The sequence below is a fragment of the Marinomonas aquimarina genome, from assembly GCF_900089755.1.
Lineage (GTDB): Bacteria > Pseudomonadota > Gammaproteobacteria > Pseudomonadales > Marinomonadaceae > Marinomonas > Marinomonas aquimarina.
Genome location: NZ_FLOC01000024.1, coordinates 20259 through 40547 on the forward strand (window position 1 = coordinate 20259; position 20289 = coordinate 40547).

Annotated in this window: 20 protein-coding genes; 11 read left to right on the forward strand and 9 right to left on the reverse strand. The window is 49.6% G+C overall.

From position 1 onward, the window contains the following. Nucleotides 1-31: 31 nt before the first annotated feature. On the reverse strand, nucleotides 32-1000 hold the full coding sequence (locus MAQ5080_RS16170; RefSeq protein WP_082861012.1) for a carbohydrate kinase family protein: 969 nt from the start codon (nucleotides 998-1000) through the stop codon (nucleotides 32-34). A gap of 198 nt (nucleotides 1001-1198) precedes the next feature. On the opposite strand from MAQ5080_RS16170, the gene MAQ5080_RS16175 reads away from it, so the two are divergent. Next, the gene (locus tag MAQ5080_RS16175) at nucleotides 1199-1954 is read left to right on the forward strand and encodes a response regulator (RefSeq protein ID WP_067206023.1); all 756 of its coding nucleotides are present in this window, start codon (nucleotides 1199-1201) and stop codon (nucleotides 1952-1954) included. After that, nucleotides 1938-3386, forward strand: coding sequence for an ATP-binding protein (locus MAQ5080_RS16180; RefSeq protein WP_067206160.1), 1449 nt, complete (start codon nucleotides 1938-1940; stop codon nucleotides 3384-3386). Before MAQ5080_RS16175 ends, MAQ5080_RS16180 begins: the two co-directional genes overlap by 17 nt. Here the strand turns inward: MAQ5080_RS16180 and MAQ5080_RS16185 are convergent. From MAQ5080_RS16185 to MAQ5080_RS16195, 3 genes are read right to left on the reverse strand one after another with little or no spacing between them, the layout of a single operon-like run. Further along, nucleotides 3372-5084 (reverse strand): GGDEF domain-containing response regulator, encoded by a 1713-nt coding sequence (locus MAQ5080_RS16185; RefSeq protein ID WP_067206020.1) that lies wholly within the window; start codon nucleotides 5082-5084, stop codon nucleotides 3372-3374. The genes MAQ5080_RS16180 and MAQ5080_RS16185 overlap by 15 nt on opposite strands. Nucleotides 5085-5090: 6 nt before the next feature. Beyond that, nucleotides 5091-5522 carry a response regulator gene (locus tag MAQ5080_RS16190; protein ID WP_067206016.1) on the reverse strand — a complete coding sequence of 144 codons (432 nt, stop codon included), beginning with the start codon at nucleotides 5520-5522 and terminating at the stop codon, nucleotides 5091-5093. Continuing rightward, nucleotides 5509-6894, reverse strand: coding sequence for a sensor histidine kinase (locus MAQ5080_RS16195; RefSeq protein ID WP_082861011.1), 1386 nt, complete (start codon nucleotides 6892-6894; stop codon nucleotides 5509-5511). Before MAQ5080_RS16195 ends, MAQ5080_RS16190 begins: the two co-directional genes overlap by 14 nt. Nucleotides 6895-7185: 291 nt before the next feature. On the opposite strand from MAQ5080_RS16195, the gene MAQ5080_RS16200 reads away from it, so the two are divergent. The 6 genes from MAQ5080_RS16200 to MAQ5080_RS16225 all read left to right on the forward strand — a co-directional run bounded on the left by MAQ5080_RS16200 (nucleotide 7186) and on the right by MAQ5080_RS16225 (nucleotide 13658). Beyond that, nucleotides 7186-8433, forward strand: coding sequence for an ABC transporter substrate-binding protein (locus tag MAQ5080_RS16200; protein WP_067206013.1), 1248 nt, complete (start codon nucleotides 7186-7188; stop codon nucleotides 8431-8433). A 69-nt stretch (nucleotides 8434-8502) separates the two neighbouring features. Then, the gene (locus MAQ5080_RS16205; RefSeq protein WP_067206011.1) at nucleotides 8503-9432 is read left to right on the forward strand and encodes a carbohydrate ABC transporter permease; all 930 of its coding nucleotides are present in this window, start codon (nucleotides 8503-8505) and stop codon (nucleotides 9430-9432) included. Then, nucleotides 9425-10306, forward strand: a complete 882-nt coding sequence (locus MAQ5080_RS16210; protein ID WP_067206009.1) for a carbohydrate ABC transporter permease — start codon at nucleotides 9425-9427, stop codon at nucleotides 10304-10306. The genes MAQ5080_RS16205 and MAQ5080_RS16210 overlap by 8 nt, the downstream gene beginning before the upstream one ends. Nucleotides 10307-10384: 78 nt before the next feature. After that, the gene (locus MAQ5080_RS16215) at nucleotides 10385-11494 is read left to right on the forward strand and encodes an ABC transporter ATP-binding protein (RefSeq protein WP_067206006.1); all 1110 of its coding nucleotides are present in this window, start codon (nucleotides 10385-10387) and stop codon (nucleotides 11492-11494) included. A gap of 204 nt (nucleotides 11495-11698) precedes the next feature. Next, nucleotides 11699-13318, forward strand: a complete 1620-nt coding sequence (gene ushA, locus MAQ5080_RS16220; RefSeq protein WP_067206002.1) for a bifunctional UDP-sugar hydrolase/5'-nucleotidase UshA — start codon at nucleotides 11699-11701, stop codon at nucleotides 13316-13318. Nucleotides 13319-13466: 148 nt separating this feature from the next. Beyond that, a complete protein-coding gene (locus MAQ5080_RS16225) occupies nucleotides 13467-13658 on the forward strand; it encodes a YgaP family membrane protein (RefSeq protein WP_067205999.1) in 192 nt (63 codons plus the stop codon). A 67-nt stretch (nucleotides 13659-13725) separates the two neighbouring features. Here MAQ5080_RS16225 and rph read toward each other — a convergent pair whose 3' ends face one another. Further along, complete coding sequence (rph, locus tag MAQ5080_RS16230; RefSeq protein ID WP_067205996.1) at nucleotides 13726-14448, reverse strand: ribonuclease PH; 723 nt, start codon at nucleotides 14446-14448, stop codon at nucleotides 13726-13728. Between the two features lie 133 nt (nucleotides 14449-14581). On the opposite strand from rph, the gene MAQ5080_RS16235 reads away from it, so the two are divergent. Further along, complete coding sequence (locus MAQ5080_RS16235; RefSeq protein WP_067205992.1) at nucleotides 14582-15448, forward strand: YicC/YloC family endoribonuclease; 867 nt, start codon at nucleotides 14582-14584, stop codon at nucleotides 15446-15448. A 54-nt stretch (nucleotides 15449-15502) separates the two neighbouring features. Here the strand turns inward: MAQ5080_RS16235 and MAQ5080_RS17635 are convergent, their stop codons facing one another. From MAQ5080_RS17635 to MAQ5080_RS16250, 3 genes are read right to left on the reverse strand one after another with little or no spacing between them, the layout of a single operon-like run. Continuing rightward, complete coding sequence (locus tag MAQ5080_RS17635) at nucleotides 15503-16507, reverse strand: YecA family protein (protein ID WP_067205989.1); 1005 nt, start codon at nucleotides 16505-16507, stop codon at nucleotides 15503-15505. Nucleotides 16508-16525: 18 nt separating this feature from the next. Beyond that, complete coding sequence (locus MAQ5080_RS16245; RefSeq protein ID WP_067205986.1) at nucleotides 16526-17875, reverse strand: type II toxin-antitoxin system HipA family toxin; 1350 nt, start codon at nucleotides 17873-17875, stop codon at nucleotides 16526-16528. Further along, nucleotides 17865-18158: a helix-turn-helix domain-containing protein gene (locus MAQ5080_RS16250; RefSeq protein ID WP_438501677.1), complete on the reverse strand. Its 294-nt coding sequence runs from the start codon at nucleotides 18156-18158 to the stop codon at nucleotides 17865-17867. Before MAQ5080_RS16250 ends, MAQ5080_RS16245 begins: the two co-directional genes overlap by 11 nt. 260 nt (nucleotides 18159-18418) lie before the next feature. On the opposite strand from MAQ5080_RS16250, the gene MAQ5080_RS17735 reads away from it, so the two are divergent. Continuing rightward, a complete protein-coding gene (locus MAQ5080_RS17735; protein WP_368730405.1) occupies nucleotides 18419-18556 on the forward strand; it encodes a nucleotidyltransferase domain-containing protein in 138 nt (45 codons plus the stop codon). Nucleotides 18557-18585: 29 nt separating this feature from the next. Beyond that, nucleotides 18586-18993 (forward strand): type VII toxin-antitoxin system HepT family RNase toxin, encoded by a 408-nt coding sequence (gene hepT / locus MAQ5080_RS16255; protein ID WP_067205980.1) that lies wholly within the window; start codon nucleotides 18586-18588, stop codon nucleotides 18991-18993. On the opposite strand, the gene MAQ5080_RS16260 is transcribed toward hepT, so the two are convergent. Next, on the reverse strand, nucleotides 18990-20289 hold a 1300-nt coding region (locus MAQ5080_RS16260; RefSeq protein WP_156731487.1), incomplete at its 5' end, for a DUF3427 domain-containing protein. The two genes, hepT and MAQ5080_RS16260, sit on opposite strands and share 4 nt — an antisense overlap.

Below are 20289 nucleotides of genomic sequence, written 5' to 3' on the forward strand. Positions count from 1 at the left end.
GTACACAGCCCTGCTGTGCCATGATTACCGTTTAAAATGTTGCCAAGCGAGCCTCTGCTTGCTCAAGGTTTGGCAAAGAGGGATAAGCCCCCGCTTTGGTGACCGACTCCGCGCCACAGGCCACTGCGAAGCGAATGCAGTCTGCCAGTTCCGCGTCGCTGAAGGATTTTAAGGCTTCGCGATCACCGCCGCATTGCGCTAATTGATACAACAAACCGCCGACAAACGCATCCCCCGCCGCCGTGGTATCTTTCACTGCTACTGTTGGCGCGACAATTTCACCTTGGCCATTGGCACTAAAGTAACGTACTGGATTACCGCCATCGGTAAGAACAAACAAGGACACGCCATCCGCCAACAATTGCTCGATCAAGGCCAATGGATCTTGGCTCAGCACTTCCAATTCTTCTAGGCTGGCTTTAATCACATCCCCTTGACGCATCCAATTCAGCACACGCGCGTTGTCCACTTGATGATTGGGCCATAAATTCATGCGCAGATTGACATCAATACTCACGATCCAACCCGCCGCCTTCGCCATGAGGATGCCCGCCATGGTCGCCGCCGTGATGTCGGCATCCGTGAGCGTGTTTGAGCAGGTATGGAAAACGCCTTGCGGGGCATAAAACCACTCGCTTTTAAAGTCTTCACGACGGAACAGCATGTCCGCAGATGGGTTACGGTAAAACTCAAAACTGCGCTCTCCCGTGCTGTCCAAGCTGACAAATGCCAACGCGGTTTTGGCTTCTTTGGTCATCAACATGCTGTCGGTTTTAACGCCGTAGCTTTCTAAAGAGTCTTTTAAAAAATGTCCAAAAGCATCATCGCCCACCTGGCCAGCAAAATGGCTGTTGCCACCTAAACGTGCCACCGCGACCGCAACATTGGCGGGTGCACCCCCTGGAAACTTGGTAAACGACTCCTGACCATCCAGACTCGTTTCACCATTTGAAAGAAAATCAATTAGGGCCTCACCAAACGCCATTACTTTTGTCATCATCGTGTTATCTCTCGGTTATTGTTACTATCAGCCTAGCAGGTTCGCGCGGCAAATATGCTTAAAACGCCATGCGGTAATACATGTTACTATTGTGCTTACAGACCGTTACCGACTCTATTATCAAGGACGTTGGTTAACAAACGGTTTCTTGCTAGACTCTTTTCCTTATCTGCTTATTTATTAGCCAAATAGGTTTTTATGACAAAAACTAAATGCGTCTTCGTTGTCGATGACGACAATGAGATTCGCTCTCTACTGCAATCTTATCTAGAGAAAAACCAGTATCAGGTACTGACCGCAGATTCTGGAGAATCCTTTTTGGCCGCATTTAGCCCCGACTTAGGCGTTGATTTGGTGATTCTGGACGTCCGCTTACCCGGCGCAGACGGTTTTTCCGTATGCCGCACTCTGCGGACACAATCCAACGTGCCAGTGATCATGCTAACCGCTAATTCAGATGAAATGGACCGCATCATCGGCCTTGAGATCGGCGCTGACGACTACCTTGCGAAGCCATTTAACCCTCGTGAATTGCTGGCACGCATTAAAGCGATCCACCGCCGCATGGAGCAAATCCAAGATCTCCCCGAGCAAGCCATTGAAGCGCCTCAAGAAACCTATCGCTACTACCGCTTCGCCCAGTTTAAGCTTGATACCCTGACCCGTGAACTCTGGGTCGATGGTGTCAAAGAGTCGTTAAGCGGCGCCGATTACAATCTGCTGATGCTGTTTGTCAGTAACCCTGGCAACGTGCTGTCGCGCGATTACATTGCCGAAAACACCCGTGGCCGAGATACGACGCCATTGGACCGCTTTATCGATGTCCACGTCAGTCGCTTGCGTCAGCGACTACGGGAAGACGCACGTCAGCCGCAATTGATCAAAACCGTACGTGGTCAGGGCTACATTCTCACCGCACAAGTGGCCGCTAGTGATCATGACGACGGTGCGTAGACTGCAACACTGGCTGCAATCACTCACCGGCCAGATCATTATTATTATGACCTTTGGTGTCGCGACTATGCAGCTGATTGGCTCTTCCATTTGGCTGCATCAGGTCGAAGCCGATACTCGAGAAAACGTGCGTGAAGTGTCAAAACACATGGCGTTTCGCATTGCCGCCACGGTCAGTTACTTTACCTCGTTACCACAAAACTACCGCCACATCGTGATTGATCAGCTGCAGGACATGGGTGGCACGCGCTTTTTTGTGACCCTCAACCGCGAAGAAATCCGCATCAACCCGATCCCTGATTCACCGCTAAAAGACATCGTCAAACAAGAGGTGCAAGGCACCTTGATGAATCAGCTTGGCATCAGCAATGCCAAGATTGCTTTCTCCAGCCCAGACGATCTGCATGTGATCAACAACCACACCCGCTTGGTGGATTTACCCGAGCGCTGGGGCCATCACAGTTTGTTAGTAAAGCCCCTGACGCCCCCCATCATTGTCATTCAGATTCCGATCAATGACTCCAATTGGTTGTATCTGGCCAGTTTGATGCCGGATCCTTATTTCCTTGAGGAAACCTCGCCGCTCAGTCGTGACCGCATCTTTTCCTTGGTCATTTCCGTGACCACGGTGCTCTTGTTGACCTTGCTGATTCTGCGCCGTACCACACGCCCCTTGGCAATTTTGGCACGCGCGGCCGAACGCTTCGGCCAAGGGGATTTCAAACCCCTACGCGAAGAAGGCGCCTTGGAAGTACGTCACACCGCGCACGCCTTTAACGACATGCAAGCACGTATTCAGCGTTACCTGAACGATCGCGAGAAGCTGTTCGCCGCTATTTCCCATGACCTAAAAACCCCCATCACACGCTTACGCTTACGCGCCGAAATGCTCGACGAGGAAGACGTGCGTGAGGCCATGATTCGTGATTTAGAAGACTTAGACTTGTTGGTAAAAGGTGCGATTCAGAGTGTAAAAGAAACCGATATTCATGAAAATCGCGTCGAAATCGACTTAATGCGTTTTTTCAAGGACATTCAGCAAAGTGCCAATAGAACAGCCCATAGCGTGACTATTCAAGGTACCCTCGAAGCCCCTTATATCGGCAAGCCCTTGGCGATCCGACGTTGTCTCGGCAACTTGATCGATAATGCCCTCTACTATGGCCACAGTGCCGAGATCATTCTGGAAGACAACCGCGACGAGCTTTGTATTCGTATTTGTGATCAGGGCCCAGGCATTCCCGACACTAAAATGGACGACGTTTTCCAACCCTATACGCAATTGCCTAGCAGCAATGGTGGCCGTAGCGGCAGTGTCGGATTGGGCTTAAGCATTGCGCGCAACATTGCCCGCGCCCATGGCGGTGAAGTGACCCTTAAAAACCGTGAGCAAGGTGGCTTAGAAGTGCGCCTCTGGCTACCCCGCCACTAGGACGACCTGCTGTCTGAGCAACTCTGTCATACGATCACTCGGTTGCGCTTTGGCATACAGATAGCCTTGTCCTTTATAGCAGCCCTGCTGTCTCAGCTCGGCCGCCTGCTCCTGCGTTTCAATGCCTTCTGCCACCAGGTCCAAGCCCAAGCCTTCCGCTAAAAATACGATGGCTTGGGTAATCATAGGATCGGACAAAGAGCCTTCGTTGTGAGCCGAGACAAAGCAGCGATCGATCTTAATACGATCAATGGGCAAACTCTTGAGATAGCGCATCGATGAATAGCCAGTGCCAAAATCGTCAATGGCCACGCCCACCCCCGCTTTGCGAATTTCGTTAAGGGCATACAGGCTGGTAATGCCACTGTCCACAAACACTTCTTCGGTGAGCTCCAGCATCAGACTATTGGCGGGAATTTGATACTTGCGAATCACGTTGTGGACAATCTCTTCGAACCCCGCTTGGCGCAAATGCCGCGGCGACACATTGACCGACATACTCAGCATAAAGCCCTGATCTAACCAATCGCGTAACTGCCGACAGGCCGTCTCTAATACCCACACACCAAGATCACCAATCAATCCAACGCGATTGGCTTCTTCAATAAAATCCCCTGGCATCAGCAGGCTGCCATCCGGTAAGCGCCAACGAATCAAGGCTTCCACACCGTGTATTTTATGGCTATCTAGAGCAATGATGGGCTGATAATGCAATTCGAACTCGTTGTTTGCTAAGGCGCGATGGAGGCCATTTTCAACCCGAGTTTCCTTCTGCAAACGTGCCTGCAAGCTGTCACTGAAGACCATGAAGTGGCGTAGGCTCTCTTGTTTCTTGCACTCATAAAGCGCCATATCCGCCTTACGCATCAGTTCCGATACCGTACTCCCTTGCTCCGGATACAAGGCAATCCCCATACTGGCGGAGACTTCTAGGTGCTTACAATCCAGCACCGCGTGACGCGATACTTGGGCCAGTACTTTACTGGCAATCAGATTCAAATCTTCGATGTGTTGGATGTTATCAAGCAAGAGGGTGAACTCATCCCCACCCACCCGAGCCACAAAATCACTGCCACGAATGGTCTCCTTAATACGCTTCCCCACCAGCGTCAACAACAAATCCCCCACATGGTGACCTAAGGTATCGTTAACGTTTTTAAAACGATCCAAGTCTAGGAAGGCAATCGCCAGACACGACTGATTACGCTTGGCACGAGCAATCGCCAGCTCGGCGTGCTCTTCAAAAATCAAGCGATTACCCAAGCCCGTCAGCGGATCACGCTTAATCAGTTGAGAAATCTGTTGCTCGGCTTTTTTGCGTTCAATGGCGTGGCGGATACTACGTTCCAGCAAGGCCGTGGTCAGCTCGTCTTTGGGGATAAAGTCTGACGCCCCCAACTGCATTAACACATCGTCTAACTCTGACGCCGCGACCCCAGTAAGCACCACAATCGGTGTTTCCACGCCAATCAATTTCACATGTTTAAATAAATCAGTGGCCGTGTGACCATTCAAGAAATAGTCACATACAATCGCATCGAAGGAATGCTCTACTAAGGCTTTAGTGGCGTCCTCAAAGTGCCCAACATGGGTCAACTCGAAGTGCGTACGCGATGCATGGGCCATATAGGTCCGTAGAAGAATAAAATCTTCGTAGTCATCTTCGATCACCAGCACTGATAAGTGTGTCTTATCCATTGATCCCTAACCCTTTTTATCGATCCAACGTCCATACAAACTCTTCAACCAACGCGCCAAATCATTGACGCTGTCGGGTTTACCAATGTGGGCATTTGCCCCCAGCGCTAAACTTCTCGCTTGCTCTTCCGCCATATCCGAAGTCGACAACACTATGATGACCAACTCATCAAAGCGATGATCCGCGCGCAGTTCCTGCAACCATTCCCAACCCGTCTTAGTGGGCATATTCAAATCCAGCAGCAACAGTAGACGCGATTGCTGCACCTGAAGTGCATAGTCAGTGTTGAGATAGTCTCTAAACGCCTGACAGGTCTGAAAATGCTGGAAGGACCAGTCTAGATCCAAGCGTTTCAAGGCGGTTTGAACCAAAAACGCATCTTCAGGATCATCATCGAGCATCAACAAATGCGCTGTGACAGCATTAACTTCCGTCATACACAGGCACCTTCTTTGGCAGTTCAATAATCATAGTGGTACCGACGCCTTCCTCTGAGCGGGCAGTAATCGCACCACCGTGACGAACCACGATTTTGCGGCAAATGGCCAGCCCCATCCCCGTCCCTGTATAGGCCTGTCTGTCATGTAAGCGCTTAAACACATCGAATATTTGCTCAGCGTGCTCTTGCGCAAAGCCGATACCATTGTCTTGTATCTTAAGGTACACGAAATCTTCGTCTTGATTACCCGTAATGCTGATCACTGGCGTACGCTCGGGATGACGGTACTTCAAACTGTTGCCAATTAAGTTCTGAAATAACTGGCGTATCTGCACTGGGTCAGCGTTCACATCCGGCAGGGAGTCGGCGATTTGAATGTCCGCTTGAGATTCTTCTATGCGCAGCTCTAAATCCTCGATGACTTCTTCTAACAGGGGAATCAAACGTAACGATTTGAACGGGTTCGCTTTTGAAGTGACACGACTGTAAGCTAGCAAATCCGATAATAAATCTCGCATACGCTGGGCGGCGTTGACAATGTAGCCCGAGAACACTTTCCCCTCTTCATTGAACTCACCGTACTCGCCCTCTTGTAACAGGGTAGAAAAGGAGATGATTTTACGCAGCGGCTCACGTAAGTCGTGCGAGGCGATGAAGGCAAACTCTTGTAACTCACGGTTCGACAGCTCTAACGCCTCATTGCGTTTATGAATACTCTTCTCATAGGCTTTACGCTCACTGATATCGACCACGGCGGCGACGATTTCCGTGCCACTTTCTAATTCAACCGGATGTAGCCCTACCTCTAGCGGCACATACGAGCCGTCAAAGCGCGCACCATATAAATCACGACGGGCGCCCATTTTACGCTTCGCCGGATGTGCCTGAAATTCCGAACGATCCACCTCATGGCGTTCACGAAATTCCGAAGGCACCAAACTTTCCACTGACTGGCCGATTAACTCGTCCACTTGGCAACGGAAAATAGCCGCCACCATGCTGTTCGCTTGCGTGATTTTCCCCTCACGGTTCACCACCAACATGCCATTAGGAGCCGATTCAAAAATGCTGCTCATACGCTTTTGCGCTTGGGCCGACGCATGAATTTCTTGTTCCAGCTTGGTTTTAATGTCCTGTAATTCGCGGGTACGCTGCTGCACTTCATTTTCGAGTGAGTTAGACAAACGGCGTAACTCTTCTTCCACCGTTTGACGACGCTGGATTTCATCTTGCAAACGCTGGTTGCTGTCACGTAAGTGCTGCGATCGACTGCGCTCACGCCATGAACACAGCAGCCCCATGAGCAGCAGCACTATGGCTACGCTAATCAAAAAGAGCGGATCAAGTAGCGAAAAAACATGTGCCTCCATGGCGCCTCCTTGGCGATCCCATACACCTTAAGCCTTACCCAGTATAGTTAATGAAAATTAACTATGTGTGCAGAACTTTGCTGAAAGTTTTTGCTCCGGTAGGTGAGCGAATGGCGCAAACAGCCTCCGTGCAAGACTTTGATACATTTGGTTGCTCTACTTTACCACTGCCGTGCATAAGGTTTGCTACATTTGCTTTGTCTAGCTGAGCATTTTTTATGCGCTTGTTCTAGATTAATAACAACAAACGTTAGTTACAGAGATCCATAACAATAAAAAGGGTTACTGACCATGAAGAAAATTGCATTAGGTTTATCCAGTCTTGCCATTTCTGTGGCCGCAGCGACGGCACACGCAGGTGAAGTAGAAGTGCTACACTGGTGGACATCCGGTGGTGAAGCCGCTTCGATCAATGTTCTAAAAGACTTGATGACAGAAGAAGGCCACACTTGGAAAGACTTCGCTGTTGCTGGTGGCGGCGGTGAATCTGCAATGACCGTGCTAAAATCTCGCGCCATCGCTGGTAACCCACCAGCAGCGGCTCAAATCAAGGGCCCTACGATTCAAGAATGGGGTGACTTAGGTTTCCTAACCAACCTAGATGCTGTGGCTGAACAAGGCCAGTGGGACGTGGTACTTCCTCAAGTCGTCAGCGACGTGATGAAATACGATGGTCACTACGTCGCAGCGCCAGTTAACGTTCACCGCGTCAACTGGATGTGGGCCAACCCAGAAATCTTCAAAAAAGCCGGCGCTTCTATCCCAACCACTTGGGATCAGTTCTTCGAAGCCGCTGACAAAATCAAAGCCGCAGGTTTCACACCACTGGCACACGGTGGTCAAGCTTGGCAAGACGCCACTCTATTCGAAGCCATTGCCCTATCTAAAGGCTCGCAATTCTACAGCGCAGCATTTGTGGGTCTAGACGACGCGACACTGCGTGGTGACGACATGATCGATGTCTTCAAAACCTTCAAGAAAACCCGTGACTACGTAGACTCTGGCTTCTCTGGCCGTGACTGGAACATTGCCACGTCGATGGTAATCAACGGTGACGCGGCGATGCAAATCATGGGTGACTGGGCCAAAGGCGAGTTTACTGCAGCAGGCAAAAAAGCCGGCATCGATTACGTTTGTTACGCGGCACCAGGCACCAGTGGTCAGTTCACCTTTAACATCGACTCGCTCGCCATGTTCCAAGTGGACGATGAAAACGCTCAAGGCGCACAACAGGATCTGGCTAAGTTGATGCTGGAACCAACGTTCCAAGAAACCTTCAACCTAAACAAAGGCTCGATCCCTGCTCGTCTAAACATGCCACGCGATAAGTTCGATACCTGTGCCCACGCCTCGATGGATGCCTTCCTAGCAGGCTCTTCAACTGGTGACCTAGTACCCAGTATGGCGCACGGCATGGCCGTTAGCTCAATGGTACAAGGCGCGATCTACGATGTTGTAACGAACTTCTACAACAACGAGTCGATGACTGCTGAAGAAGCAGTAGATCGTCTAGCGCGTGCCATTAAGGCCAGCATGTAATACCCGTTACCGTGCAAGGCCTACCTCTTGGTAGGCCTCTTCTCTCCTCTAAAGTAGAAGCGCTCTAATATGAATAATAATGCCGCCAAAGCTGGGTCTGGAGCGACTCAAGCTGGTCGTCCTGCGCGCCTAAGTTTGGCCGATTGGATGCCCAAAATCGTCATGGCACCAACCGCTGTTGCAGCGATCGTGTGTATCTACGGCTATATGATATGGACTGCCGTACTCTCTTTTACCAACTCTCGTATGCTGCCGACATATAACTTCGTTGGCCTCGATCAATACGAGCGTTTGTTTATGAACGACCGCTGGTTAGTGGCCCTCTCCAACTTGGGCGTGTTCGGCGGCTTATTCATCCTAACTTGTTTGTTCTTGGGCGTGATGCTGGCGATTTTCCTTGATCAGAAAATTCGCGCCGAAGGGGCGATTCGTACCATTTACCTTTACCCAATGGCGATCTCATTCATCGTGACGGGTACCGCCTGGAAGTGGTTACTGAACCCAACCAACGGTATCGAGAAGATGATGATCGAATTGGGCTTCGAAGATTTCCGTTTCAACTGGTTATCCGATCCAGATATGGTGGTGTACTGTTTGGTGATCGCGGCGGTATGGCAAGCATCTGGCTTCGTGATGGCATTATTCCTAGCAGGTCTTCGTGGCGTTGACAGCGAAATGATCAAAGCGGCTCAGCTTGACGGTGCAAGCATCTTTACTACTTACCGTCGCATCATTTTGCCTTCCCTAAAACCGGTTTTCTTCAGTGCGTTGGTGATCCTATCGCACATTGCGATCAAGAGTTTCGACTTGGTAGCGGCCTTGACCAACGGTGGTCCAGGTTACTCATCCGATCTACCCGCAAACTTCATGTACGCACACGCCTTTACGCGTAGCCAGATCGGCCTAGGTGCCGCGTCTGCGATGGTGATGTTGGGCTGTGTATTAGCTATCTTGATCCCTTACTTGTACTCAGAATTACGAGGTGAGCGCCATGAGTAATGCAGCAAAACGCCAAACCTCAACCCTAGATAAAGTGTTACGCGTGGTGCTGTACGCAGCGCTGCTTGCTATGGCCGCCGTGTACTTGGCGCCCTTTATCGTAATGTTGCTCACCTCTTTAAAAGACGTGGAAGAAATCCGTTCCGGTACGCTGCTATCGTTACCGGGTTCATTGAATTTTGATGCTTGGTCAAAAGCATGGAGCGGTGCCTGTACTGGTAGCCAATGTGAAGGCATGGCGCCATACTTCTTGAACTCATTCCAGATCGTTCTCCCTGCCGTAGCCATCTCAACTTTGTTGGGTGCACTGAACGGTTACGTGATTTCCCACTGGAAATTTAAGGGCAGTGATGTGTTCTTCGCGGCACTGCTAGTGGGCTGTTTCATCCCATTCCAAGTCATCCTATTGCCGATGGCCCGTACACTGGGTTGGTTGGGGATTGCTAACACCACCACAGGCTTGGTGATGGTGCACGTGGTCTACGGTGTGGCGTTCACCACGCTGTTCTTCCGTAACTTCTACCAGTCTATCCCTGTAGAGCTAGTGAAAGCAGCACGCCTAGACGGCGCCGGCTTCTTCACCATCTTCTACCGTATTATCTTGCCGGTCTCGACACCCATCATCGTCGTAACGGTTATTTGGCAGTTCACGCAAATTTGGAACGATTTCCTATTTGGCGTGGCATTCTCTGGCTTCGACACACAACCTGTGACGGTAGCTCTTAACAACCTAGTCAACACCAGCTTCGGTGGTAAGGAATACAACGTCGATATGGCTGCCGCCATCATCGCCGCCCTACCCACGCTTGTGGTGTACATCTTAGCGGGCAAGTACTTCGTGCGCGGCCTAACCGCTGGTGCGGTGAAAGGCTAAGGCTTAAAGGTTTATTTAATAAGGTTGACGGCCAGCGACGACATCCGCTGGCCAGTGAAAGAATTTGGAGAAAGAATCATGGCAAGTTTAACGATTGATAATGTAAAAAAGCGCTACGGCCAAACAGAAATCCTAAAAGGTATCGACATCTCGATTGAAGCCGGTGAATTCCTAATCCTTGTCGGTCCATCAGGTTGCGGTAAATCGACGCTGATGAACTCGATTGCCGGTCTTGAAGACGTGTCTGAAGGTCGCATCCTAATCGGTGATAACGACGTCACCTACGCCAGCCCAAAAGACCGTGACATCGCCATGGTGTTCCAGTCTTACGCCCTGTACCCAAACATGACGGTGGCCGAGAACATCTCGTTTGGTTTGGAGATGCGTAAGGTGCCAAAAGCCGAGCGTGAAGCGGAAGTTCAGCGTGTAGCGGACATGCTACAAATCGGTCATTTGCTAAAGCGTAAACCAGGGCAACTGTCTGGTGGTCAACGTCAGCGTGTGGCCATGGGTCGCGCCTTAGCACGCCGTCCTAAGATGTACCTATTCGATGAGCCGTTATCCAACCTGGATGCCAAGCTTCGCGTGGAAATGCGTACAGAAATCAAAAAGTTACACCAAAAACTGGGCACCACCATCGTCTACGTTACCCACGATCAGATCGAAGCCATGACTTTGGCCGATCGCATCGCGGTGATGAAAGACGGGGAAGTACAGCAGCTGGGCACGCCGCAGGAAATCTACGACAACCCAACTAACTTATTCGTTGCAGGTTTCATGGGCTCACCGGCAATGAACTTTATTCCTGCAAAAGTGGTGGAGCAAAATGGTTCGTACGCTCTGGAACTGCAAGCCAGTAAACCAACGGTTGTACCGTTCCCGAAACCAGAAAGCTTAAAAGCCTATGCGGGTAAAGAAATTCTATTGGGTCTGCGTCCTGAAATGATCACCGAACCTCAGCCACATAAAGAAGGCAAAGAGTTCGTCGTGACCGCCGATATTGACGTCGAGGTGACGGAACCAATGGGGGCCGACACCATGGTACTGACGCGCATTTCCGAGGCTGAAGTGAACTGTCGCTGCAACCCTGCTTACCCCGCCAAAGCGGACGAAACCATTGCCATGATGTTTGATACGTCAAAAGCCGTTGCCTTTGATAAAGACTCTGGAAAACGTATCGACAACTAACGTTTAGCCGTTATTTCGGTAGCTTTTACGCCGGCCTTTGGGTCGGCATTTTTTTGCCTATTGTCTGAACAAAAGGTCAGATTTAGCCTCGAAGTTAGGCTCTGCTTGGGGTACATTGTTTAACAAGTGAGCACTCGTCTCACACTGGAGCCATGAAGCCTGGCTTCTCTGAATGCACTCGATTTCACAAAGAAGGACAACGAAATGAACGCAAATCGCTTGATCGCCCAATGTGCACTGTCGGGTGTAGTGATCGCCTTAGCAGGCTGTGCCAGTGTCAGCAGTACAGATAACGCGCAAAGCACAGCGATGTGGCAAGCCGGTAAGGAATATCAACTGACCATTTTGCACACCAATGACCACCACGGTCGTTTCTGGCAAAACCGCCATGGTGAGTACGGCATGGCCGCTCGTAAAACCCTGATCGACAATATTCGTGAACAAGTGCTGCTTGAAGAGGGTCATACCCTGCTGCTCTCCGGTGGCGATATCAATACCGGCGTCCCTGAGTCCGATTTGCAAGATGCTGAGCCAGATTTCAAAGGCATGAAGCTGCTGCAATACGATGCCATGGCGTTAGGGAATCACGAGTTTGATAACCCGATTGAAGTATTGAGGCAGCAACATGAGTGGGCAGGCTTCCCCTTCTTATCCGCTAACATCATCGATAATAACACCGGTCAGCCGCTGTTTGAGGCCTACAAAATTTTCACCGTCGATGACCTTCGTATTGCGGTCGTCGGCTTGACCACGGATGACACGGCGAAGATCGGTAACCCTGAGTTCTTAGGCGGCCTCACCATCCAATCCCCCATTGAAGTGGCGCAGGATTTGATCCCTGTGCTGAAACAGAAAGCCGACCTGATCGTCGCGCTTACCCATATGGGCCATTACGACGATGCGAATCATGGCGGTAATGCGCCAGGGGACGTCACCCTTGCTCGTACCGTGCCCGGCATTGATGTCATTGTCGGCGGGCACTCGCAAGACCCTTTGTTTGAACCCGATGTGCAAAGTGGCACCCTGATCCTACAGGCGGATGAGTGGGGTAAATACGTGGGTCGTTTAGACATGACCATCAAGGACGGCCAAATCGTCGCGTCCGACTATGCGCTCATCCCCGTCAATCTGAAGAAAAAAGTGACGCAAGCGGACGGTTCCAGCACACGGGTCTTTATCGATCAAGAAATTGCCCAAGACCCAAGCATGTTGGCCATGCTGCAACCCTACCAAAACATCGGCCAAGATAAACTCAATGTCGAAATCGGCTTCAGTGATGGACCCTTTATAGGCGATCGCAACACGGTCCGCGCCCAAGAAACCAACCTAGGCAACCTGATCACCTCGGCCATGATGAAAAAGGTACATGCGGATGTGGCCGTGATGAACTCAGGCGGTATTCGCGATGGCATCTCAGCAGGCCAAATCACCTACAAGTCCGTCTTGCTGGTGCAACCGTTTGCCAATGCTCTGTCGTACGTGGATCTCACTGGCGCTGAGTTGGCTGAGTACTTGTCAGCGGTGGTGGGAAAAGAAGCGGGCACTGGGGCGTTTGCGCAAACCCGTGGCGTGTCATTAGTCATGCAAGATGGTAAAGCCACCCATATCAAAGTGGGCGGCAAAGCCTTAGCAGCAGACAAAACCTACCGTATCGCTATGAACAGCTACACCGCCAGCGGTGGCGATGGCTACCCGAAAGTAAGCGGTCATAAAAACTACGTCAATACCGGCTACGTGGATGCGGACGTGTTAGTGGAGTACATCAAAGACTACTCGCCTATTCTGATCAGCAACTTCAAGCCCACTGGCGCCGTGATTCGCTAAGCCGTTAGCGTCCTCCAATAACATGCCAAAGGGGCTGCCCCTTTGGCATTTGTTGATCCATATCTCATTCTTATATATTTAGCACTTTCTAATGTTAAAAACCTTTCTATACTAAGCCTATCAAACAAGCTTGTATGAGGATGGCGTTATGAAAGCAAATGTAGGCGGGATAGATAAGATCTTACGAATTGTCATCGGTGTGCTGCTAATCGCTCTGGCACTCTTTGGCGTCATTGGCGCATGGGGTTACATCGGCATCGTGCCGTTGGCGACTGGGGTGTTTAATTTCTGTGGCTTGTACGCCCTACTTGGCATCAATACCTGCAAAATGAAAAAGTAGCAATAAGCACCAGTGCATAAAAAGGGAGCGACGTTCGCTCCCTTTTTAGTCTCTACCGAGTGATAGATTAAGCGTCTTGGAACAAGGCTTCGCGCTGCATTTCCATGATTTCGTTGATGCCTTTGCGTGCCACGGCTAGCATTCCCATCATGTGCTCATCACTGAACGCTTCGCCTTCAGCGGTGCCTTGGATCTCGATAAAGCCGCCTTTATCGTTCATGATCACGTTCATATCGGTTTCCGCGCTAGAGTCTTCTGGGTAATCCAAATCCAATACGGGTGTACCTTGGTAAACGCCCACAGAGATCGCCGCGATTTGCGATACAATTGGGTTTTCTTTGACTTTTTTGTTCGCGACCAGTGTTTTCATCGCATCCGCTAGCGCCACAAAACCACCAGAAATCGACGCCGTACGGGTGCCGCCGTCCGCTTGAATCACATCACAGTCAATCGTGATGGTGTACTCACCCAGCTTGCTTAGGTCTACCGCAGCACGCAGTGAACGGCCGATCAGACGTTGGATTTCCACGGTACGACCCGTTTGCTTACCACGTGCCGCTTCACGGTCCACTCGGCTGTGAGTCGAACGTGGTAACATGCCGTATTCTGCAGTGATCCAACCTTGGCCTTTACCTTTCAAGAAACGTGGTACGCCTTGCACAACCGTTGCGGTACAAATCACCTTGGTATCACCGCATTCCACTAATACGGAACCTTCCGCGTGCTTTGTAAAGTTACGCGTAAACTTCATTGAACGTAATTGATCTGCTGCTCTACCGCTTGGACGCATAAAAGTCTCACTGTTATTCGTTTCTAAAGGGGGGATTATAACGAACCTTAGCAAAAATGACTGCCCATCCTGACGGGAAAGTCAGACTTAGGTTACACTAGCTGCATCTTTTATTTAGCTGCTAGGAATTGATATGACTGCAAGCATGACCGCTTTTTCGCGCCAAGAAGCCGTATACGACTGGGGCACCATCAGCTGGGAAATCCGCTCAGTAAACCAACGTTACCTAGAGCCACACTTCCGCCTGCCGGAGCAATTCCGTGAGTTGGAATTCGGCTTCCGCGACAGCCTACGTAAAAAGCTCAACCGCGGTAAAGTAGAATGCCAGCTACGTTTCTACGCAGAAGACACGGCCGCGAAAGGCCTCAATATCAATGCAGAAAACGCCCAAGCACTGGCCAACGCGGTGAAAGAGCTGGGCACTTGGTTTGATGGCATCAAAACACCGTCACCACTGCAAATCCTACAATGGCCTGGCATCCTAAGCGATGAAAGCGCCGATGCAGACGAAATGAAAAAAGCCGTGATTGCTTTGTTTAACAAAGCCTTAGACGACATGATCAGCCTACGTCAGCGTGAGGGCGAGCAGCTTAACGCCATCATCGAAGATCGTCTTGATAGCATTGATGCCATCGTCGCCGATGTGAAAGACAAGCTACCGACCATCATCGCTGCCCAAAAACAAAACCTACAAGATAAGCTAGAAGCCGCCAAAGTTGACCTCGACCCAATGCGCGTCGAAGCGGAAATCGTCATTCTGGCACAAAAAGCCGACGTCGCCGAAGAAGTGGATCGCCTAGCGACACACACCAAAGAAGTGCGCCGTCAGCTCAAAGAAAAAGGCCCCATCGGCCGCCGCCTAGACTTTCTAATGCAAGAGCTCAACCGCGAAGCGAATACGCTATCTTCTAAATCGATTGTGGTTGAGACGACCAATAGCGCGGTGGAATTGAAAGTCTTGATTGAGCAAATGCGCGAGCAGATTCAAAACATCGAATAGTTTCGATTGGTAAGTGGGTAGCGATGCTATCCACTTACCCGCAATCATCACTTTCTATGTGCTAATGGTGAATTGGAAGGTTTGCTTTAACAAAGGCTGCACCTGCACTACTCTGACGACGGGTTCAGCGTTTATATAACGTCTTGGGTCAATGGTCACAAATCCCCAAAACTGCAAAAATCGCTCAATAAATCGAGATTCGATGAGCATGCTTAAGTTTCTTTCTGGCGAGAAGTAATCATCCGTAGGGAATACCAGCAATAAATCTGGGAAAGCTGTCATCACCTCTTTAATAAGCTGCTCCATGCCGTTGTGGCTTTGAATGCGCCACAACATAAACAGCCAAAAGGTTCGCAAGTCGACATCAAACTCAAAACCGTCCAAATAGCCCCAGTTATATTTGCTGATGGCGGCTTCTAACATAGGTTTAAAAAATGCTTGTATACCTAACGCCCGATACCGTTTTTGCGCTGATTTTTTAACATGGTAGCGACCACTGTGCCGATAAATAATGCCGCTAATTTCGGCAAGCACTCGGGTGTAGTGCAAGGCATTAAACTTGTCTTCATTACTGCCCGTAAACTCGCTGATGCTGATATCACGTTCGAATTGAGCAACGGCAAACTCAGGCAATAACTCACTGGCGTGTTTGACTAGTTTAGTCGGTAAGTTGCCTTTACTTGTGGCTTTGAGGGAGCCTTCTTGCGCCATAGCTTCATCAAGAATGAGGGCTAAATAGCGCATCACAGGGCTTGCAGAAAGAGAGTCGGGGGTGCTGATTGTCACCCACTGTAATTCATCAAAAGGCGCATAAAGCCAATTGGCCATTTGCGTTGGCGTCACGCCACAAAAGTCGGGATGAGGTTGATTATTGCGATCTTGCACTTTATGCTGCAAGACTGCGTTGATTTCATCAAGGCTCAAATTTGGGTTCATTGCCAACATAGCTTCAACATCATCGAAAACTTGGGCATGTTGCTTGGAAACGCTACTCATACAACAACGTTTAAATTTTTTACCACTGCCACAATGGCAAGGATCGTTACGACCGAGCTTCATTGTTGTCCCTTCTTATTGTTATAGAAAAAGCGCCGCATTTTCCTGTTTGCGCTGATCCAATGTCTTAGCAATCGCAGCCACTGTTGTTTTACTGATCCCTTGTTGCTGAGTAAGATACGTAAATTGGCTGATGGCTTCTGCGACTTCTTCAATGACTTGCTTTGCCTCATGCCAACTCCCATAGCCGGCACTAGTTGCTAGTTTTTGCATCACCTTAAGCGGTGGCGCTTTGCCATAACCTCCGAACGCAGTGGCGTGTTCGTTGAATGGATGTGGGCTGTAGGTAACATCGTAAAAAGGTGCAGGATTCCATTGGCCGTCATCCGCTTGCAAAAACGCCCAGTTTTTACTGTGGTCGTCTTGATTGGACGACAGCAGGTTAAAAATGACGCGGCGAAATTGCAGTTGTCCAGCAGCTGGCGATTTACACAACTGACGGCTGGCTTTGATCAAGTCAATGTAATCTAAACTTGGCGTTCGAAAGTCTGCATCCAGTAGCCCGCAAGCGCTGTGCATATGCAAGCGACCCGCACTACGCTGACAGCCTAAATCGGTCTGTTCAGTGACATAATCAAAACGCTTGAGCGCCAACCAGGCAGGCGCACCGCTGGTATGCGGTGCTTCAATGAGTTGCCAGACTGGTGGTTGACACTTCGCTTGCTCAGCCATTTGCAAATAAACCGCCTCGCACAAACCTTCTTCATGCCCGAGCGCGAGATTTTTCGAGGTAAACTTAATCAGCCACGCTTCATCGTTGGGTTGTGCCAAGGTTCGACAATGCTGAGTTTCCCCAGCAGGCATATAAATCTGCGCCTTGGGTCTTGCTCCACCCGAACTCCCCCCAGCGACTAATGCGGCCAACACCTGTTGCGTATGCCCATCTAACTCATCGAGGTTGTCGTCTATATAATCTGACATTGAAGAATCGAACAGCGTTTGCGCCTCTAAACCCAAGGTGGCTAATTCAATATCCGCGTGTGTCGTGGCTGAAAACCCAGACACCGGAGAAAAAGACAATGCTCCCATGCCTTTATCACCCACAAAAGCCAATCTATCCATCGCCGTTACTTGATTTGGCAAAATTCCCTTTTGACGGAAAATACGATCTTGTAACAACATACCCCAGCCATCAGGTAAACAATCTCCAAATATGCCATGTACACCCTGGTGCGGCTCTTTAGGTGCGGCTTGAACTTGCGTGTTCGCTTGCAAGGTAAAAGGTGATAAATTGCCAAACTGCTGCAAATAGCTGTCTGCATACTGGAAAAAAACGCCTTGCCGATTCTGCGCCAAGACACCTACAGCAACCTGCTCACCTGAGCTTAACGTACGAGTGACATTAAGCTTCTGAATCGGTTTAAAACTCATCTTTTATCACCTCATCAATGCTAGTAGGCATAGCAGCATGCTCTTTGCTGGGTTGTGTAAGTTGATAGAGCCTATCTAGTGAATCAAGTGTCTGCCAAAGCAACAACAACTGGCGGAATGAAATTTGCCCAGTCAACTCAAACTTCTTAATAGTGGCCGCAGGTACGCAGCTGCGCTCTGCCAGTGCGGCTCGTGACAGCTTTGCTTGTTGGCGTAACTCACGTAAGTACGCCGCATAGGCTTGGCTCACATCGGTATCATCAAGTAAGGTAAAGTTCATCATCAACAGCCTATTGGACACAGTTGTATCTATTATAGCGAAATAAAACAGAAAACGGACACTATTGTATCCAACGACGAATGAGGTATTGAAAAATTACTCGATAAAGCCCTTCAAAACTGCTATTTTCGAGTCCTCACAGCGGCATAAAAACGGCACTGTTTTTCCATTGCTAACCACTAAGAATTAGTAAAAGCCATAGGCAAGTGGTGGGCAAACAGGCATGTTGAGCGGTTTCTTTTCGATAGAGTCTAATCCAATCAATCCAGCACCTGATGCCAGATGTTCGTTTAATTTATCTGTTTGGCTCTCAAGCAGATGGCAGTGCTACGCCTTCAAGCGACATTGATGTTGCCGTGCTACTGGAGAGGAAATTAGATCCAGTAGCACGCTTTCAGTAGTGAGAACAGGCAGAATACATTTGAAATGAATGACTCGGTTTCTTAATAAGCTCGCGACCATTGATCGCTGTTTGAAACGTATTCGAGAAGTTTACGACCTCGCAAAAGAACAGTTCGATACCGATTACACCAGCCAAGATTCGATTATTCTCAATCTTCAGCGTGCCTGCGAAGCCAGCATAGATGCCGTCAATATACTTAACAAGCAGCACAACACAGGTATTCCGCAAAGTAGCCGTGACAGCTTTGAACTACTCAAAAAAGCAGGGCTAATCTCTTCCCCACTTGCTCTAAATCTGCAGAAAATGGTCGGCCTTCGCAATGTCGCAGTCCATGACTATCAAACGCTTAACTTAGAAATAGTGAAGCATGTGGTAGAAAATAAACTGTCTGATTTTGAAGACTTCATTGCTTCTGTAAAGGAATTAGAAGCTTAACCCACTGCCAACTTCGCTGCTTGTTGCCACATAAAGTTTGGTATCGGCGTGTTCAACTGCCATGTGATGCTCATCGGTTGTGAGCCAGTGTGCGAGACGTATTCCACTTCCCCATAATTCACGAAGCCCATAGTGCGGCCGTATTCATCTTTGGTTTGCTCTCGGACAAATAGAAACAGGCGTTTGCCGATTTCTCGATGATGTATGTAGTCCTTTCCCCGTCCTCGGTCTGGTCGTGCGCTATTCTGTGATTGCCAGTGGAACAACTGCTCGTTGATGGCGTAGTCGTGATACATAGTCGTCGGTGAAAACTGCTTTTCGTTCTTATCTAAGGTAACAAACAGCAGCTCGATATTTTGTTCTTTGATGACAAACACACCCTCTCGCGCTGGAGGTTGTAGCTCAAACGTTGTTGCACCAAATGCCGCCAATATCTGATCTCTGGCATAGTGAGCATGCACTTTAAGCGGTACGTGTGGCAGATCGATCATATCCAGTAATTCGTGTTTGATCTGCGCAATTTGCCAGCGAATCACATCGGCAAGCTCCTGTGATAAATCTAGGTGACTGAGCTGTTTAATACTCTGCGCTAACGACACAAAACCTGCGTCGGGACCCGACTTTTGCCAGAAGTCATAATGGCACATCACCGCGCGGCGATCGTCGACGCGAACATCAGTGAAGTCAGCCTCACATAGCTGCCCAAGAAAGTTTAAATAGCCATGATCGTCACAGGTAAGGATGCGGTTATGAATCGCTTTACGCACTATTTTAAAGGCGCCCCCTATTCGCGAATCTTCTTTGATTTCATCTTTGGCGTTCGCCACCAACTCAGCCCAACTGCCGCGTTTGTACAGTTCGTTTAAGTCGATGTGTGGATGCTGTGCGATAAAGTTCGCCAGCGTCAAAGGCTGCGTGGAATGCTGTGGGAATTGACGGATCATGGCCGTCAGGCGGCTTTTAGTAAGCGTTGCTTGGCGAATATTACTGAGCACCATGTCCTGGGTACGTTTGGTCAGCTCAATACGACAGCCAAGTGGCGCATGAGGAAAACCTTGCTTGATTTCATCGCTGATCGCTTTCGGGCTTCGCCCCACTAATGCTCTGAATTTATTAGCAAAATCGTACTCTGGCTTGGAATTACCAACAAAATCCAACACCGTACAGCACTCTTTACCTTCCGCCAAGCGTAGGCCTCGACCGAGTTGCTGCAAGAAGATCGTGAGACTTTCTGTAGGTCGTAAAAACAGCAAGGTATCGACCTCTGGGATATCGACGCCTTCATTAAAGATATCG

Coding starts and splice junctions, on each gene's coding strand:
- MAQ5080_RS16180 (WP_067206160.1), top strand. CDS start 1,938: ATGACGACGGTGCGTAGACTGCAACACTGGCTGCAATCACTCACCGGC.
- MAQ5080_RS16210 (WP_067206009.1), top strand. CDS start 9,425: ATGAGTAATGCAGCAAAACGCCAAACCTCAACCCTAGATAAAGTGTTA.
- MAQ5080_RS16225 (WP_067205999.1), top strand. CDS start 13,467: ATGAAAGCAAATGTAGGCGGGATAGATAAGATCTTACGAATTGTCATC.
- MAQ5080_RS16185 (WP_067206020.1), bottom strand. CDS start 5,084: ATGGATAAGACACACTTATCAGTGCTGGTGATCGAAGATGACTACGAA.
- MAQ5080_RS16195 (WP_082861011.1), bottom strand. CDS start 6,894: ATGGAGGCACATGTTTTTTCGCTACTTGATCCGCTCTTTTTGATTAGC.
- hepT (WP_067205980.1), top strand. CDS start 18,586: ATGACTCGGTTTCTTAATAAGCTCGCGACCATTGATCGCTGTTTGAAA.
- ushA (WP_067206002.1), top strand. CDS start 11,699: ATGAACGCAAATCGCTTGATCGCCCAATGTGCACTGTCGGGTGTAGTG.
- MAQ5080_RS16245 (WP_067205986.1), bottom strand. CDS start 17,875: ATGAGTTTTAAACCGATTCAGAAGCTTAATGTCACTCGTACGTTAAGC.
- MAQ5080_RS16215 (WP_067206006.1), top strand. CDS start 10,385: ATGGCAAGTTTAACGATTGATAATGTAAAAAAGCGCTACGGCCAAACA.
- MAQ5080_RS16235 (WP_067205992.1), top strand. CDS start 14,582: ATGACTGCAAGCATGACCGCTTTTTCGCGCCAAGAAGCCGTATACGAC.
- MAQ5080_RS16200 (WP_067206013.1), top strand. CDS start 7,186: ATGAAGAAAATTGCATTAGGTTTATCCAGTCTTGCCATTTCTGTGGCC.
- MAQ5080_RS17635 (WP_067205989.1), bottom strand. CDS start 16,507: ATGAAGCTCGGTCGTAACGATCCTTGCCATTGTGGCAGTGGTAAAAAA.
- MAQ5080_RS16175 (WP_067206023.1), top strand. CDS start 1,199: ATGACAAAAACTAAATGCGTCTTCGTTGTCGATGACGACAATGAGATT.
- MAQ5080_RS16250 (WP_438501677.1), bottom strand. CDS start 18,158: ATGATGAACTTTACCTTACTTGATGATACCGATGTGAGCCAAGCCTAT.
- rph (WP_067205996.1), bottom strand. CDS start 14,448: ATGCGTCCAAGCGGTAGAGCAGCAGATCAATTACGTTCAATGAAGTTT.
- MAQ5080_RS16205 (WP_067206011.1), top strand. CDS start 8,503: ATGAATAATAATGCCGCCAAAGCTGGGTCTGGAGCGACTCAAGCTGGT.
- MAQ5080_RS16190 (WP_067206016.1), bottom strand. CDS start 5,522: ATGACGGAAGTTAATGCTGTCACAGCGCATTTGTTGATGCTCGATGAT.
- MAQ5080_RS16170 (WP_082861012.1), bottom strand. CDS start 1,000: ATGATGACAAAAGTAATGGCGTTTGGTGAGGCCCTAATTGATTTTCTT.